The organism is Amycolatopsis sp. NPDC048633 (assembly GCF_040650695.1).
Lineage (GTDB): Bacteria > Actinomycetota > Actinomycetes > Mycobacteriales > Pseudonocardiaceae > Amycolatopsis.
The window spans coordinates 25,379-39,923 of the sequence record NZ_JBEZHS010000015.1; the positions used below are offsets into that span (position 1 = coordinate 25,379).

Sequence of the window (14,545 nt, forward strand, 5' to 3'; positions counted from 1 at the left end):
GAAGCCCGCCCTCCACCGGGGGCGGGTCAGCTGCGGATGATCGCGAGTACTTCGTCCACCAGCCCCTGCACGGCCTCGGCGTTCGCGGCCTCGACGTTCAGCCGGAGCAGCGGTTCGGTGTTCGACGGGCGCAGGTTGAACCAGGCACCGCCCGGCAGCTGCACGGTCAGGCCGTCCAGCTCGTCGAGCTCGACGCCGGAGCGGGTGCCGAAGGCGTCCTTGACGGCCATCATCTTCGCGACCTGGTCATCGACGGTCGAGTTGATCTCGCCCGAGGCCGCGTAGCGCGAGTACGCGCTGGTCAGCTCGGACAGCGGGCCGTTCTGCTCGCCGAGGGCGGCGAGGACGTGCAGCGCCGCCAGCATGCCGGTGTCGGCGCGCCAGAAGTCGCGGAAGTAGTAGTGCGCCGAGTGCTCGCCGCCGAAGATGGCGCCGGTGCGGGCCATCTCGGCCTTGATGAACGAGTGCCCGACGCGGGTGCGGACCGGCTTGCCGCCGTGCTCGGCGACGATCTCCGGCACGCCTTTGGACGTGATCAGGTTGTGGATGACCGTGCCACCAGGGTCCTTGGCCAGCTCGCGCACGGCGACCAGCGCGGTGATCGCGCTCGGCGAAACCGGCTCGCCGCGCTCGTCGACGATGAAGCAGCGGTCGGCGTCGCCGTCGAAGGCCACGCCCGCGTCCGCGCCGACCTCGCGCACCTTCGCCTGCAGGTCGACGATGTTCGCCGGGTCCAGCGGGTTGGCCTCGTGGTTCGGGAAGCTGCCGTCGAGCTCGAAGTACATCGGGACGACGTCGATCGGCAGGCCGTCGAAGACGGTCGGGACGGTGTGCCCGCCCATGCCGTTGCCGGCGTCGACGACGATCTTCAGCGGGCGGTTTCCGGACAGGTCGACGAGGTTGCGCAGGTAGGCGGCGTAGTCGGCGAGGACGTCCCGCTCGCTCGTGGTGCCCCGCTGGCCTTCGAAGCCGGGCACGCCCTGCTCGACGGTGTCGCGGATCTCGGCGAGCCCGGTGTCCTGGCCGACCGGGGAGGCGCCGGCGCGGCACATCTTGATGCCGTTGTACTTGGCCGGGTTGTGGCTGGCGGTGAACATCGCGCCCGGCAGGTTCAGCGAACCCGAGGCGAAGTAGAGCTGGTCGGTGCTGGCCAGCCCGATGCTCACGACGTCGAGCCCCTGCGAGGTGACGCCCTCGGCGAAGGCCGCCGCCAGCCCCGGCGACGAGTCGCGCATGTCGTGGCCGATCACCACCGCGGGGGCCTCGGGCTTGATGAGCAGGGCGAACGCGGCACCGAAGTCGCGGACGAGGTCCGCGTCGAGCTGCTCGCCGACCACGCCGCGAATGTCGTAGGCCTTCACGATGCCCGAAAGGTCTGGCACGCCGTCTCCCCGCGAATAGTCGTCCCGGCGCGCGCTGCGCCGCGCGGAAAGCCTACCGGCGGTGGTGGCGGGTTACGCGCTCAGGCGCGACCGGGGAGGACACGCAGGTGGCCGCGGCGCCCGGAGGGGCCTTCCGGCTCGGGCGCGGGGGCCGGTTTGCCGGGGCGGCCGGCCTCGCGCACGGCCTCGGCCAGCGCCGTCAGCTCGTCGGCCGACGGGTCCGGAGCAGCGAAGGCGCCTTCGTGCCGGACGACTTCCCAGCCCTTGGGGACGGTCAGCCGCAGCGCGTGGGCTTCGCAGAGGTCGTACGAGTGCGGCTCGGAGGCGGTGGCCAGGGGGCCGACGACGGCGGTGGAGTCGCTGTAGGCATACGTCAGCGTGGCCACTGCCGGCTCGAGACAGCCGGTACGCGAACACTTCCGTACGCTCCGCACGATCCGAAACGATAGCGCGTCGCCGCAAGCTAGGAGGAGCGACACGCGCTGGGACGTGCCGACCGCATAGACTTCCGGGGTGGCGACGGCTCGTGATTACCGACAGCGGCGGCGCTCGCGACGGGACCGGCACGGCCGGGGCCTGCGCGGGACGCTGTACCCGGCGACCCTGCCCGCCGCCGCGAGCCGCGCGGAGCGGTTCGACGCGCTGGTGCTCGACGCGCTCGAACCGATCGAGGCCCGGTGGCGCCACGAGCTGACGAAGCTCGACGTGGCGGTGGACGACGTGCCCGAGGTCCGCGAGAACGGCAAGGCCCCGTCCGACGGCGTGCTGCACGACGGCGCGGTGCCGCTGTCGCGGCTGGTACCGGCGGGCGTGGACCGCACCGGGCTGCCGACGCGGGCGCGGATCGTGCTGTACCGGCGGCCGCTGGAGGCGCGGGCGAAGGATCCGTCCGAGCTGGCCGACCTGGTGCACGACGTGCTGGTGGAGCAGGTGGCCGGCTACCTGGGCGTGGAACCGGACGTCATCGAAGGCGAGTGACCCGAGCGCCCCAATGTGGCCTTGGTTGCGTCCAACGCACCGAAGGCCGCCTTGGGTGCGTTGAACGCACCGAAGGCCACATTGGGGCGCTGGGGAACTAGCGGCGGCGCCGGGCCGGGACCGCCGTCAGCAGTGTGAACAGCACCGCCGCCAGCTGGGCCAGCAGCAGCAGGTTCCGTTCGGTCCCCGGGAACTCCACCGTCACTTCGGACGACGTCGGCGGCACCGACACCGCCACCTGGTGCCCCCAGGCCGGCACGATCGGCACGCTCTTGCCGCCCACCGTCGCCTTCCAGCCCGCTTCCTGTTCGGCCGCAAGCACCAGCAGCCGCCCGGTCGGGCCGTCCGAAACCCGGACGCGCACGTCCGGCAGGCCCGCCTGGACCGGGGCCACGCCCGGCGCGTTCCCGGGCGCGCCGCCGCCCGTCACCGCCGCCTTCGCCTGCTCCGGCGAGATCAAGATCACCTGGCCGGCCGGCGGCAGCAGGCGCAGCGTGCCGCGCCCGTCGGACGTCGGCGCGGCCACCGAGACCAGGTCCTTCGCCAGCGGCACGTACGCCCGCGGGTCGACCCCCGCCGGCAGCACCACGACCTGCACCCCGGCGGCGGCCGCGGCGGCGAACGTGCGCTGGACCGCCGCCGCGTCGCCCTGGCCGAGGTCGCGGCGCCACGCCGCCAGCCGGGCCGGGGTGCCGGGCGTCGGGGCGAGTTCGTCGTCGCCGTAGTGGGGCAGCCGGCCGTCGAGCTGGCGGGTCGCGTCCGGGGCGAGGTCCAGCACCGACCGGCCGGACGCGGACACCTCCGCCGAAACCTCGGGTGCGAGGGAGGGCCGCTCGCCGGCGCGAAGCGGACCCTGACCGCCGACGACCACCGCACCGGCCGCCAGCGCGAGGAACACCACGACCCCGGCGACCGCGAACACCTTCGGCAGCCACGGCGACGGCACCCCGGCCGAGCCGCCGCGCTGCCACGAGCCGAGCACGACCCACAGCAGCCCGGCGCCGACGACCAGCAGCGGCACGCCCGCGTAACCGTGCGCGGGTGATCCACCCTGAATCGGCGTCGCCGTCACCAGCCGCACCAGGACCAGCCCGCCCGCGCCCAGTGCGGCCAGCGCGAGCCCGCCCGCCGCGAGCTTCGTCGGGCGGACGACGATCGCGATCAGGGCCGCCGCGATCACCGCGACGCCGATCGGCCACGCGCCCGGCCCGCCCGGGTCGAGGCCGGCCAGATCGGTGCCGGACACCACCGAAGCCGCGCCGCCGAGCCCCTGCACCAGCAGTTCCGGGTGCCGCAGCAGCACCGTCGGCCACGGCAGCAGCAACGCCAGCGGCAGCAGCACCACGATCCCGACCGACGCGATCCGCCGCGCCAGCCCGGTCGGCGCGGGCAGCACGACGAACCCGATCAGCAGCCCGGCCAGCGCGAGCCCGTGCGCGAGCGGGGAGAACGCGCCGAGCAGCGCCACCCCGAACGCCGACAGCGCCGACACGTGCAGCCAGCGCGTGTCCGCCCGGACCAGCAGCCCGGCGATGCCCGCGGCCACGAGCGGCAGCACGAGGTGCACCACGACGACGTCGAGCCGGCCCTGCGCCACCCCGGCGGTCGCGGCGGGCAGCAGCGCGTAGGTCGCGGCGATGACCGCGCGGACCCACCGGCGCACGCGAAGCCGTCGCGTCGCCGCGTACGCGCTCAGCGCGGCCAGCGGGATGTCGCCGAGGAGCAGGATCGCCACCAGCGCGGCCGGGCCGCCGATCGGGGCGAACACCGCGCCGAGCGTGCCGAGCACCGGCAGCGTCGCCGACGCGGGAGCGCCGGTGCCGCCGGCGACCGCGTGCCACGGCGTCAGGTACGACGACCAGATCTCCCCCAGCCCGCCGACCGGCAGCAGCTTGCCGCCGAAGAGGTCGAGGCCGAGCCGGGCGCGGTTGACGACCAGCCCCAGCGCGGTCATCACGACGAGCAGCACCACCGGCGGCGCGAAGATCGTCGCCGCGAGCACGCGACGGCGGTTCACCTCGACGAAGACGAGCTCCGGCTCGGGCTCCGCCACGACGGTGTCTTCGGCCGCGGACACCGGTTCGGGCGCCGCGGTTTCCGGCAGCGCGACGGCGACGAGCGTGCCCGGCCGGCGCAGCCCGGACCCGCGCGAGCTGAGCCCGCGCAGAGCGCCCGCGGGCAGCGCGTCCGGCCCGACCGGACGCGTCTCGCGCGCGTCGAGCGCTTCGGGCGTCACCCACGCCGACTCGGTTTCGACGGTTTCGGGCACGCGGCCGAGCGCGAAGTCTTCCTCGACGCCGCGGCGGACCAGCCCCACGACGCCGGCGCGGACGGCGTTGCGCAAGCGCGTCACGCGTCCGGTGAAGAGCCCGCGAACCGTGCCAGGCCGCGGATTCCGCCGTCGGCGGGCCCGTGCGGCGCGCAATCCGCCGCGTCCACTCAGGAGGTACGTCGCGGCGGCGAACTCGGCCCGCGCTTCCCCGGTGCGGCGCAGCAGGACGAACGCCAGCGCGCGCAGGACGGAGAGCAGCGGGAGCCGGATCATCCCCAGCCAGAAGGAAAACGGCGAGCAGTTCACGAGGAACACCCGCAGCCCGTGAGCGCGGTTCGCGGCCGCGAGCGGGGCGGCGACCGCGTCCGCCGGGCGCTGCCCGGTGGTGACGGCGCGGGCGTGCCGCACCCGCGCGGTCGGCACGGAGAGGACGAGTCCGCCGGCGGCGTTCGCGCGCCAGCCGAAGTCGAGATCCTCGCGCAGCAACGGGAAAGCGGGGTCGAAGCCGCCGAGCTCGTCCCAGGCGTCGCGGCGCACGAGCGAGCCCGCGCTGGGCACGGCGAGCACCTCGGCCGGCTCTTCGCCGAGCGCGGCGATCTGCTGGCGGTGCCCGGACGCGTCGGTGGACAGGCCCGCTTCGACGATCAGCCGCGGGTCGGTCCAGTCGAGCCCCAGCGAGCCGAGCACGGTCGCCGACGGGGTTTTGGTGGCGACGCGCAGCAGTTCGTCGAGGCAGTCGGGCTCGGGCGCGCAGTCGTCGTGCAGCAGCCACAGCCACGAACCGGGGTCGCCCCAGCGTTCGGTGGCGTGCTCGACGGCTTCGGCGACGGCGGCAGCGAAGCCGGTTTCACTCGACAGTGTGATGACGCCGGAGAGCACGGGCGCGGAGTCCGGGCCGGGATCGGCGGCCGCCTCGGCGAGCAGCCGGGCGGTCGCGTCGGTGGAACCGGTGTCCACGGCCAGCACGTGCCGGGGCCGGAGAGTGCTGCGGCGCAACGAAGAAAGCGCCAGCGGCAGCCAGTTCTCGCCGTTGTGACAGACCACAATGGCCAGAACGGGCGCGGTGCGCAGGACGGGCGGCGCGGCGGTGCGGGGCAACGACTGCTCCAGATCAGGCGGCGGATCGGTGCGGCCACCCTACGACCCCGGTCCGTCACCCGGTGGTGAACCCACGCCGAGTGTTCACCACGTGGAATCACCGGTGATGCGTGGCATCACCGGTGGTTCCCCCTCAAACAGCGCGTTTCTTCAGCTTCCGGCGCTCCCGCTCGGACAGACCGCCCCAGATGCCGAAGCGTTCGTCCTTGGCCAGCGCGTACTCAAGGCACTCGTCCTTGACCTCGCAGCCCAGGCAGATCCGCTTGGCTTCACGGGTGGAACCGCCCTTCTCGGGGAAGAACGCCTCCGGGTCCGTCTGCGCGCACAGAGCGCGTTCTTGCCAATCCTGCTCTTCCTCGGTGGCATCGATGAGCTCGGTGAGATCTCCCAGAGCCTGCTCCGGGATCTCGCCCCAACCCATGACGTGCCCCCATTCCTTACCATCGGCTTCCAACCGCACGTCCGCCTCCTCGCTCCCTAGCACTCCCCAGGCTGGCGGTGGTGAAACGACACTCGCTGTCCCCTCGACAACGAATGACATCACTGTGATTACACCCGTGTAGTGCGGTCAGGTCAAGCGGAGTAGCGAGTTCGGGGGACGTTCGGGCCCGATCGCGCAAGGGGACACGCCGGTAACTTCACACCGGGCATACGGAAGACTGGAAGCGTGCAGAAGTCAGCAGTGCGCCCCAGCCCGGTCTTCCTCGGCATCCTCGCGCTCACCGTCGCCGGCGGCGCGATGGCCGCGTTCGGTGACATCAACACCGTTTTCGTCCGCGACCGCGACCCCCTGCTCATCGCCGGCGTCGTGATCTTCGTCGCCGCCGGTTGGGTGGCGTCGCTGTCGCTGCACGAGTTCGGCCACGCGATGGTCGCCTACCGCGGCGGTGACTACAGCGTCGCCCACAAGGGTTACCTCACCCTCGACGTGCGGAAGTACACCGATCCGGTCCTCTCGATCATCCTGCCGCTGATCTTCCTGATCATCGGCGGCATCCCGCTTCCGGGCGGCGCGGTCTGGATCAACCGCGGCGCCCTGCGCAGCCGCGGGACGTCGTCGTGGGTGTCGCTGGCCGGGCCGCTGAGCAACCTCGCGGTCGGCGCGGCACTGGCCCTGGTGGTCGCGCTCGTCCCGATGGCGGGCGGCCTGGTGATCGCGATGTCCTACCTGGCGCTGCTGCAGATCGTGACGTTCATCTTGAACATCCTCCCGATCCCGGGCCTCGACGGCTGGGGCGCGATCGAGCCGTACCTCCCGCCGCGAGCCCGCGAACTCGGCGCGAAGGTCCGCCCGTGGGCGCCGATCATCCTGTTCGCGGTCCTGTGGTTCTTCCGCCCGGCGAACACGGCCCTGCGGGAAGGCTCGTACGCGATCTTCGGTGCCCTCGGCGGCTATGTGGACGGCGCCCAGATCGGGTTCAGCGTCTTCCAGTTCTGGAACTGAGCCTGCCCGTCCGGCCACCCGCCGATGGGTGACCGGGCAACGGCACTCGGCCGAGCTTGAGGCGCGCCACTCGCGGAGATCGCCACGCGGTCGATCCGGCACCACCCGCTTGCCCGCGATCCGTACGCCGCGAATGACTCATTCGGGGCGCCAGAGGTCCCGAATGACTCATTCGCGACACCGAACTCCGGCCGAGCGCACCGGCCGAGCGACTCACCTCGGCGCCGGTGCGCCGGGCGGGGCGTTGTTACGGCTCGCGTCGCGGGAAGCTCACGTACGGCGCTCGGTCAGCCAGACGTGCGCCCGCTTCCAGACCTCGCGCAACCCCGACCGCTCGCCGAAGTAGTCTCCCGCCGCGCCCACGATCGGCAGCATGCCGATCGCCCGGTGCAGGAGGTTCCCGCGCGGCCGCTTTTCCAGCTCTTCCGTGATCCCGAGGAGCCCGCGCCCGAGTCGCCACAGCGTGCCGGCCGCCGCCTTCACCGTCGCCTTGCCGTGCTTCTTCTCCGACGCCGTCAGCTCTTCGGTCAGCCTCGCCGCTTCGTCCGCCTCCGCGGCTTCGTCGTGCTCCGGGTGCTTGCCCGCCGCGAGGTCGGCGTCGATCTCGCGCTCGAACAGCACCCACGCGATCAGCTGGACCCGCGTGCCGACGTCCGTCACGCCGTACTCGCCCGCGATCGCGCACAGCAGCAGCCCCTGCGACGCCGCCCCCAGCGTGTCCTGCACCGGCAGCCGGTCGGCCAGCGCGCCGCCCAGGCCCGGGATCGACGTCAGCAGCGCCGTGAACCGGCCGACGCGGTTCATCCACCAGCTCGACCGGTCGTAGCCCGTCATCCGCGCCCACGCGGCCGTGCCGGGTACCTTCACCGACGTCAGCCCGTGGACCAGCTTCGCCTTGAGCCCGGACTCGACCTCGGCGAGGTCGTCGGCGTCGGCCCGCTCGGCCCGCGCCTGCAGGCCGAACGGGTCGGACTCGCGCAGCGCGTCGAGCATCGGCCCGCACGCCCGCACGAACGGCCGCAGCACCGCCACGACCTGCCGGTCGGAAATCGCCTCAGCCACGTCCCGGTTTCCTTCCCGCCGCACGGCCCAGCCCACCGCCGAGCACCATCGCGCCGGGCAGCGCGCTGGCGCCGAGCAGGAGCAGCGCCCGCCAGTCCTGGATCAGCACGAGGTCACCGCCCGGGCCCAGCATGCCCACCCCGAAGACGACGAGCACCCATACCGCGAGGGGTACCCACGAAAGAGCGGGCCGCACCAGCTTCGCCGTCGTCGACACCAGCCACGGCGTGGTGACGGCGCCGACGAGGACCGTCAGCGGCAGCGGCACGACCCCGATCCGCAGCGGCAGGAAGAACAGCTCCACCACGGCCAGCAGCACTGTGTCCACGGCGAGCAGCAGCAGGAACAGCCGCTGCTCCCAGGTCAGGGGCTCCGGCACCGTCACAGCCCGCCGAACAGGTCGTCCGCGGCACCCTCGGCCGGGCCGTGGGCCAGGACGAAGGAGTCGTGCGCCGGAATCGGCTGGGCGACCTCGTTCGTCAGCGCGAAGTACGGGACGTCGCCGCCGCCCACGGCCAGCTGCGTCGCGTGCGCGCGCAGGGCGGCCAGCTTCGCCGGGACGTACGCGGCGACGTCGAGCGTCGTCGTGATCTCCTCGTCCGGCGTCACCGGCAGCTCGTCGTCGGGCGGGACGCGGTACTCGGGTTCGGCGGCCCGGAGCGCGGCCAGCCCGGTGCGCACCGCGTCACTCGACGTGACCGTGTGGAACACCCGCACCACCGACTCCGCCCGCGGGGCCGCCGCCATCGTGATCTCGTGGGCGCGGATGTGGTCGGGGTGGCCGTAGCCGCCGAAGGCGTCGTAGGTGACGACGACCTGGGGCCGCACCTCGTCGAGGATCTCCGCCAGCTGCGCGGCCTGCTCGCCGGCGCTCCCCGCGGTGAACGCCCGGGGGTGCGACGCCGACGGCGTGCCCGCCATGCCCGAATCGCGCCACCGGCCGATCCCGCCCAGATAACGATGTCGTGACACCCCCAGCGCGGCGCACGCGGCCTTCAGCTCCGCGGCGCGGTAGCCACCCAGCTGGTCGGCTGCCCAGGCGCCCAGCCCCGCCAGCTCGGGCAGGCCGGCCATGATCTCGCCCTCCTCGCCGAGCGTGCAGGTCACGACGGTCACTTCGGCGCCTTCGGCGGCGTATCGTGCGATCGTGGCGCCGGTGGTGATGCTCTCGTCGTCGGGATGAGCGTGGACGAGCAGCAGCCTGCGCGGTACCGGGGAGATCACGGGTTGAGCGTAATTCCCGTGCTCCGACCTTCGTCGGGGACACCCTCGGTTATCCTCGCGCGAGTCGCGACCGCCGCGTCGCGATCGTCTGTACCCCCACGAAGGGCATCTTGGTGAGCACTGAAGCAACTTCGGCGGACGTCGCCGGCGTGTCCGGATCCGTCCTGTCGATCTCGGACCTCAGCGTGTCGTTCCAGACCGAGGACGGCGTCGTCGACGCCGTCAAGGGCATCGGTTTCGACGTGCAGCCCGGCGAGATCGTCGCCGTGGTCGGGGAGTCCGGGTCCGGCAAGTCCGTCACGTCGATGTCGGTGCTGGGCCTGCTGCCCAAGACCAGCCGGATCGCCGGCGAGCTGCGCCTCGGCGAGCGCAACCTGGCGGATCTCAAAGAAAAGGACATGCAGAAGATCCGCGGCAACCAGGTCGCGATGATCTTCCAGGAGCCGATGACGGCGCTGAACCCGGTCTACACGGTCGGCTGGCAGCTGCGCGAGGCCCTGCGCTCGCACCTGGACATCTCCAAGGCCGCCGCGGACAAGCGCGCGATCGAGCTGCTCGACATGGTCGGCATCCCGAACCCGGAGCTGCGGTTCAAGCAGTACCCGCACCAGCTCTCGGGCGGGCTGCGCCAGCGCGTCGTCATCGCCATGGCGATCTCGTGCGACCCGAAGGTCATCATCGCCGACGAGCCGACCACCGCGCTCGACGTCACCGTGCAGGCGGAGATCCTCGGCCTGCTGCGCAAGCTGCGCGACACCCTCGACACGGCGATCGTGCTGATCACCCACGACATGGGCGTCGTCGCCGACATGGCTGACCGCGTCATCGTGATGTACCAGGGCGAGATCGTCGAAGAGGCCCCGTCGCGCGAGCTGTTCGCGTCGCCGAAGGAGGACTACACCCGGCGGCTGCTGGCCGCGGTGCCGGTGCTCGGCCAGCGCCCGGAGGGGCGCCGCCTGCTCGACGACGCCGGGATCGCCTCCGACAGCACCGAGGCGGCCAAGATCGCCGAGGAGATCCGGCTGGCCGACGCCGAGCTGGAGGCCGTGATCGAGGAGGCCGCGCCGGCCCTCGAGATCAAGAACCTGGTGCTCGAGTACCCGGGCCGCCGCGGTCAGAACAAGAACCGCGCGGTCGACGACGTCTCGATAACCATCGCCAAGGGCGAGATCGTCGGCCTGGTGGGCGAGTCCGGCTCCGGCAAGACGACCGTCGGCCGCTGCGCCGTCGGCCTGCTCCAGGCCACCCAGGGCACCATCGCGATCGCGGGCAAGGACATCACGAAGATGTCGGCGAAGGAGCTTCGCCCGCTTCGCCGGTACTTCTCGATCGTGTTCCAGGACCCGGCGTCCACTCTGGACCCGAAGATGTCGATCGGCGAGTCGATCGCCGAGCCGATGGTGCTGCACAAGGTGCTGGCCGGCAAGGAGCTGTCGGCCCGCGTGCGTTCGCTGCTCGACAAGGTCGAGCTGGGCGGGCACTACATGAACCGCTACCCGCACGAGCTCTCGGGCGGCCAGCGCCAGCGCGTGGCGATCGCCCGGGCGCTGTCGCTCGACCCGGCGCTGCTCATCGCGGACGAGCCGACGTCGGCGCTGGACGTGTCGGTGCAGGCCCGCGTGCTGGACCTGTTCCTCGACCTGCAGCAGTCGCTGCAGTTCGCCTGCCTGTTCATCAGCCACGACCTCGCGGTGGTCGACCTGCTCGCCGACCGCGTCGCGGTGATGCAGCACGGCAAGCTGGTCGAGATCGGCACGCGCGACCAGGTGCTGCACTCGCCGCAGCAGGACTACACGCGGCGGCTGCTGTCGGCGGCGCCGGTCGCGGACCCGGTGCTGCAGGCCGAGCGCCGCGCGGCCTGGGAGGCCGGCAAGCTGGCCCCCGTGGCCGACTGAGTTCTCTTCGGACGAAAGGCCCCACCCGGACTGCCGGGTGGGGCCTTCGTCGTTCCCGGGGCCCATGCGCCCCAATGTGGCGCTTTCAGCCCACCCGGATGCGGGGGTCGAGGATCCCGTACAGCAGGTCGGCCACCAGGTTCGCCACCACGACGCTCACCGCGATCAGCACCAGCCAGCCCATCAGCACCTGGGGGTCGTTCTTGTTGACCGCCTCCACCAGCAGCGTGCCCATGCCGTGCCAGTTGAAGACCGTCTCCGTGATGATCGCGCCGGTCACCGTGGCGCCGAAGTTGACCGAGAACAGCGTCATCACCGGGATCAGCGCGTTCCGGAACGCGTGCCGCCAGATCACGCGGCTGTTCGAGACGCCCTTGGCGCGCGCCGTGCGGACGTAGTCGGCGCTCAGGACCTCCAGCATCGACGCCCGCTGGAAACGGCTGTACGCGGCGAACGTGATGGCCATGATGGACAGCGTCGGCAGCAGGAACGCGCCGACGTACTTCGCGAGCGCGTCGCCGACGCCGGTCGCCGAGAGGCTCTCCGGGCTCGTCGTGCGCAGCCACGGGTCGCCGAGGACGTCGGCCAGGCCCAGCTGCCGAACCCAGCCGTTGAGGCGGATCGCGTAGCCCTTGAGGACGATGGCGATGCAGAAAATCGGCATCGAGAACATCAGGAACGCCAGCGTCGTCGCGAGGTAGTCCCAGAGCGAGTACTGCTTGACCGCCGCGAGGACCCCGACCAGCACGCCGAAGAACAGGGCCAGCACCGACGCCGCCAGCACCAGCTCGAGCGTCACCTTGAAGGCCGCCATCACCTTCGGCGCCACCGGCTGGAGCGCGTTGCCCTGCGCGATGGAGATGCCCCAGTCGCCGCTGAGGAAGTGGCCGAGCCAGGTGAAGTACCGCGCGAAGACGCTCTGGTCCAGGCCCAGCTTGTGCTCGAGGTCGGCGATGGCCTGGAGGTTGGTCCCGGGTTTGCTCCGGATCTCACCGAGCGGGTCGCCGGTGTTGGCCACCATGACGAAGCAGAGGAACGTGCCGATCAGCAGGACCGGCACCGAGATGGCCAGCCGGCGGAGCACGTAGAGCACGAGATTCATCCGAAACCCCCAGGTCCGGCGATCTCCGCGCGAAAACGGACGCGGGGGCGACCGGAACCGGTCACCCCCGCGTCGCGCGTTCAGGCCTTCATTCTCCGCTGTCGCGGGTCGAAGGCGTCGCGAAGACCGTCACCGATGAAGTTGATCGTCAGTGAAATCAGCACGAGCACGATGAACGGCCCGAAGAACAGCGCCGGCCGCGTCTGCAGCTGGGCGTAGTTCTCCAGGATGACGCGGCCGAGCGAGGTGTCCGGCAGCTGGACACCGAGGCCGATGAACGACAGCGCGGCTTCCGCCAGCACGGCCTGCGCGACCGCGAGGGTCGCGTTGACCGTGATGCTGCCGACCATGTTCGGCACCAGGTGCTTGAAGATGATCCGGAACGTGCCGGCACCCGAAGCGCGAGCCGCGTCGACGAACTCGCGCTGGGACAGCGACATCGCTTCGGCGCGGGTGATCCGGGCGATCTGCATCCAGCCGAACGACGCCAGCACCAGCGCGACGATGTACCACGAGCCGCTGCCGAACACCTTGGCCAGGATCGCCGCCGCGGCGATCTGCGGGATGATCAGGAACAGGTCCGTCACCCGCGAGACCGCCGAGTCGGTGAACCGGCGCAGGTAGCCCGCCAGCGCGCCGAGGACGACGCCGACCACGGTCGACAGGATCGACACCGTGAGCGCGATCAGCAGCGAGAACTGGGTGCCGCGCAGGATCTGCGACACCATGTCCTTGCCGACCTGCGTCGTGCCCAGCGGGAATTCGCCGCTCGGCTTGGCGAACGAGGCGAACGAGCTGTCCTCGTAGCTGTGCTTCCAGAAGAGCGGCAGCAGGATGCTGAGCAGGATGATCAGCACCAGCACCGCGGTCGACGCCATGGCCAGCTTGTGGTGCAGGAACTTCCGGAGCACCAGCTTGCCCTGGCTCCGGGGCTCGGGCAGGGCTTCCGGCGGGAGGGTGCCGTCCTTGGTCGCGGTCTCGCTCGCGAGAAGGGAGTTCAAGTCAGCCAACGCGAATCCTCGGGTCCAGGATGCCGTACACCAGGTCGGCGATCAGGTTGGCGACGATCACGCTGGTGGCGATGACCACGAGCCAGCCCATCATCACCTGAGTGTCGTTCTTGTTGACGGCTTCCACCAGCAATGTGCCCATACCGTGCCAGTTGAACACCGTTTCGGTGATGATCGCGCCGGCGAGGACCGACCCGAAGTTCACCGAGAACAGCGTGGTCACGGGGATCAGGGCGTTGCGGAACGCGTGCCGGAAGATGACCCGGCCGTTCGCGAGGCCCTTGGCTCGCGCGGTGCGCACGTAGTCGGAGTTCATCACCTCGAGCATCGAGGCCCGCTGGAACCGGCTGTACGCGGCGAAGCTGATCGCCATGATCGACAGCGTCGGCAGCAGGTAGGCACCGATCGTGCTCGTTATGAAGTCCCCGACGCCGTCCGTTTTCAGCTGTTCCGGGCTGGTGGTGCGTAGCCATGGATTGCCGAGCACGTCCTGCAGCCCGAGGTCCCGCACCCAGCCGTTGATCTCGATCGCGTAGTTCTTCAGCACGATCGCGATGCAGAAGATCGGCATCGAGAAGAGCAGGAAGGCCAGCGTCGTGGCGAGGTAGTCGACGATCGAGTACTGCTTCACCGCGGCGAGCACGCCGACGATGATGCCGATGATCAGCGCGAGGATCTCGGCCCCGACGACCAGCTTGAACGTGACGCCGAAGGCCGCTATCACCTTGGGCGCGACCGGCTGGAGCGCGTTGCCCTGCGCGATGGACGTGCCCCAGTCACCCGACAGGAAGTCCCCGAGCCAGCTGAAGTAGCGCGGCACGACACCCTGGTCCAGCCCCAGCTTGTGGGACAGCGCGTCGATGGCTTCCTTGCTCATCTGCGGGTTGTTCCGGATTTCGCCGAGCGGGTCTCCGGTGGCGGCGACCATCACGAACGACAAAAAGGTCCCGACCAGGAGGACGGGAATCGATATCGCCAGACGGCGAAGGATGTAGATCACCAGGTTCAACGAACTGCTCCTCATCCGGGCCTGGTCGTCAGAAGTGCGCTGGACCGCTACCCGGTTGTCTACCGTAGT

General features: G+C 71.2%; 13 protein-coding genes. 3 read left to right on the forward strand and 10 right to left on the reverse strand.

Translation table 11 applies throughout. The features are described 5' to 3' along the window. Nucleotides 1–26: 26 nt before the first annotated feature. Both AB0C38_RS25490 and AB0C38_RS25495 read right to left on the reverse strand, forming a co-directional pair. Entirely contained in the window at nt 27–1,382 is a 1,356-nt protein-coding gene (locus tag AB0C38_RS25490) for a phosphomannomutase/phosphoglucomutase (protein ID WP_360677640.1), read from the reverse strand. A gap of 80 nt (nt 1,383–1,462) precedes the next feature. Next, the gene (locus tag AB0C38_RS25495; RefSeq protein ID WP_026468546.1) at nt 1,463–1,816 is read right to left on the reverse strand and encodes a DUF3499 domain-containing protein; all 354 of its coding nucleotides are present in this window, start codon (nt 1,814–1,816) and stop codon (nt 1,463–1,465) included. A gap of 79 nt (nt 1,817–1,895) precedes the next feature. On the opposite strand from AB0C38_RS25495, the gene AB0C38_RS25500 reads away from it, so the two are divergent. Continuing rightward, complete coding sequence (locus AB0C38_RS25500; protein WP_360677642.1) at nt 1,896–2,360, forward strand: metallopeptidase family protein; 465 nt, start codon at nt 1,896–1,898, stop codon at nt 2,358–2,360. Between the two features lie 97 nt (nt 2,361–2,457). Here AB0C38_RS25500 and AB0C38_RS25505 read toward each other — a convergent pair whose 3' ends face one another. Together AB0C38_RS25505 and AB0C38_RS25510 are read right to left on the reverse strand one after the other, a co-directional pair. Then, nucleotides 2,458–5,730, reverse strand: coding sequence for a glycosyltransferase family 2 protein (locus AB0C38_RS25505; protein ID WP_360677644.1), 3,273 nt, complete (start codon nt 5,728–5,730; stop codon nt 2,458–2,460). A 133-nt stretch (nt 5,731–5,863) separates the two neighbouring features. Then, the gene (locus AB0C38_RS25510; RefSeq protein ID WP_230862597.1) at nt 5,864–6,151 is read right to left on the reverse strand and encodes a WhiB family transcriptional regulator; all 288 of its coding nucleotides are present in this window, start codon (nt 6,149–6,151) and stop codon (nt 5,864–5,866) included. A gap of 261 nt (nt 6,152–6,412) precedes the next feature. Between AB0C38_RS25510 and AB0C38_RS25515 the strand changes: the two genes are divergently transcribed. Continuing rightward, nucleotides 6,413–7,174 carry a site-2 protease family protein gene (locus tag AB0C38_RS25515; RefSeq protein ID WP_360677955.1) on the forward strand — a complete coding sequence of 254 codons (762 nt, stop codon included), beginning with the start codon at nt 6,413–6,415 and terminating at the stop codon, nt 7,172–7,174. 270 nt (nt 7,175–7,444) lie between these two features. On the opposite strand, the gene AB0C38_RS25520 is transcribed toward AB0C38_RS25515, so the two are convergent. From AB0C38_RS25520 to mshB, 3 genes are read right to left on the reverse strand one after another with little or no spacing between them, the layout of a single operon-like run. Continuing rightward, nucleotides 7,445–8,236 (reverse strand): hypothetical protein, encoded by a 792-nt coding sequence (locus AB0C38_RS25520; protein ID WP_360677646.1) that lies wholly within the window; start codon nt 8,234–8,236, stop codon nt 7,445–7,447. Next, nucleotides 8,229–8,621, reverse strand: coding sequence for a hypothetical protein (locus tag AB0C38_RS25525; RefSeq protein WP_360677648.1), 393 nt, complete (start codon nt 8,619–8,621; stop codon nt 8,229–8,231). The genes AB0C38_RS25520 and AB0C38_RS25525 overlap by 8 nt, the downstream gene beginning before the upstream one ends. Beyond that, nucleotides 8,618–9,460 (reverse strand): N-acetyl-1-D-myo-inositol-2-amino-2-deoxy-alpha-D-glucopyranoside deacetylase, encoded by an 843-nt coding sequence (gene mshB / locus AB0C38_RS25530; RefSeq protein ID WP_360677650.1) that lies wholly within the window; start codon nt 9,458–9,460, stop codon nt 8,618–8,620. The genes AB0C38_RS25525 and mshB overlap by 4 nt, the downstream gene beginning before the upstream one ends. Nucleotides 9,461–9,573: 113 nt before the next feature. Here mshB and AB0C38_RS25535 point away from each other — a divergent pair, with 113 nt between their 5' ends. Then, nucleotides 9,574–11,355 (forward strand): ABC transporter ATP-binding protein, encoded by a 1,782-nt coding sequence (locus AB0C38_RS25535; RefSeq protein ID WP_360677652.1) that lies wholly within the window; start codon nt 9,574–9,576, stop codon nt 11,353–11,355. Nucleotides 11,356–11,440: 85 nt separating this feature from the next. Here AB0C38_RS25535 and AB0C38_RS25540 read toward each other — a convergent pair whose 3' ends face one another. The 3 genes from AB0C38_RS25540 to AB0C38_RS25550 all read right to left on the reverse strand — a co-directional run bounded on the left by AB0C38_RS25540 (nt 11,441) and on the right by AB0C38_RS25550 (nt 14,476). Beyond that, entirely contained in the window at nt 11,441–12,457 is a 1,017-nt protein-coding gene (locus AB0C38_RS25540) for an ABC transporter permease (protein ID WP_360677654.1), read from the reverse strand. 80 nt (nt 12,458–12,537) lie between these two features. Then, nucleotides 12,538–13,458: an ABC transporter permease gene (locus AB0C38_RS25545; RefSeq protein WP_360677957.1), complete on the reverse strand. Its 921-nt coding sequence runs from the start codon at nt 13,456–13,458 to the stop codon at nt 12,538–12,540. 1 nt (nt 13,459) lies between these two features. Then, entirely contained in the window at nt 13,460–14,476 is a 1,017-nt protein-coding gene (locus AB0C38_RS25550; RefSeq protein WP_360677656.1) for an ABC transporter permease, read from the reverse strand. Nucleotides 14,477–14,545 lie beyond the last annotated feature (69 nt).

Coding starts and splice junctions, on each gene's coding strand:
- AB0C38_RS25510 (WP_230862597.1), bottom strand. CDS start 6,151: ATGGGTTGGGGCGAGATCCCGGAGCAGGCTCTGGGAGATCTCACCGAG.
- AB0C38_RS25540 (WP_360677654.1), bottom strand. CDS start 12,457: ATGAATCTCGTGCTCTACGTGCTCCGCCGGCTGGCCATCTCGGTGCCG.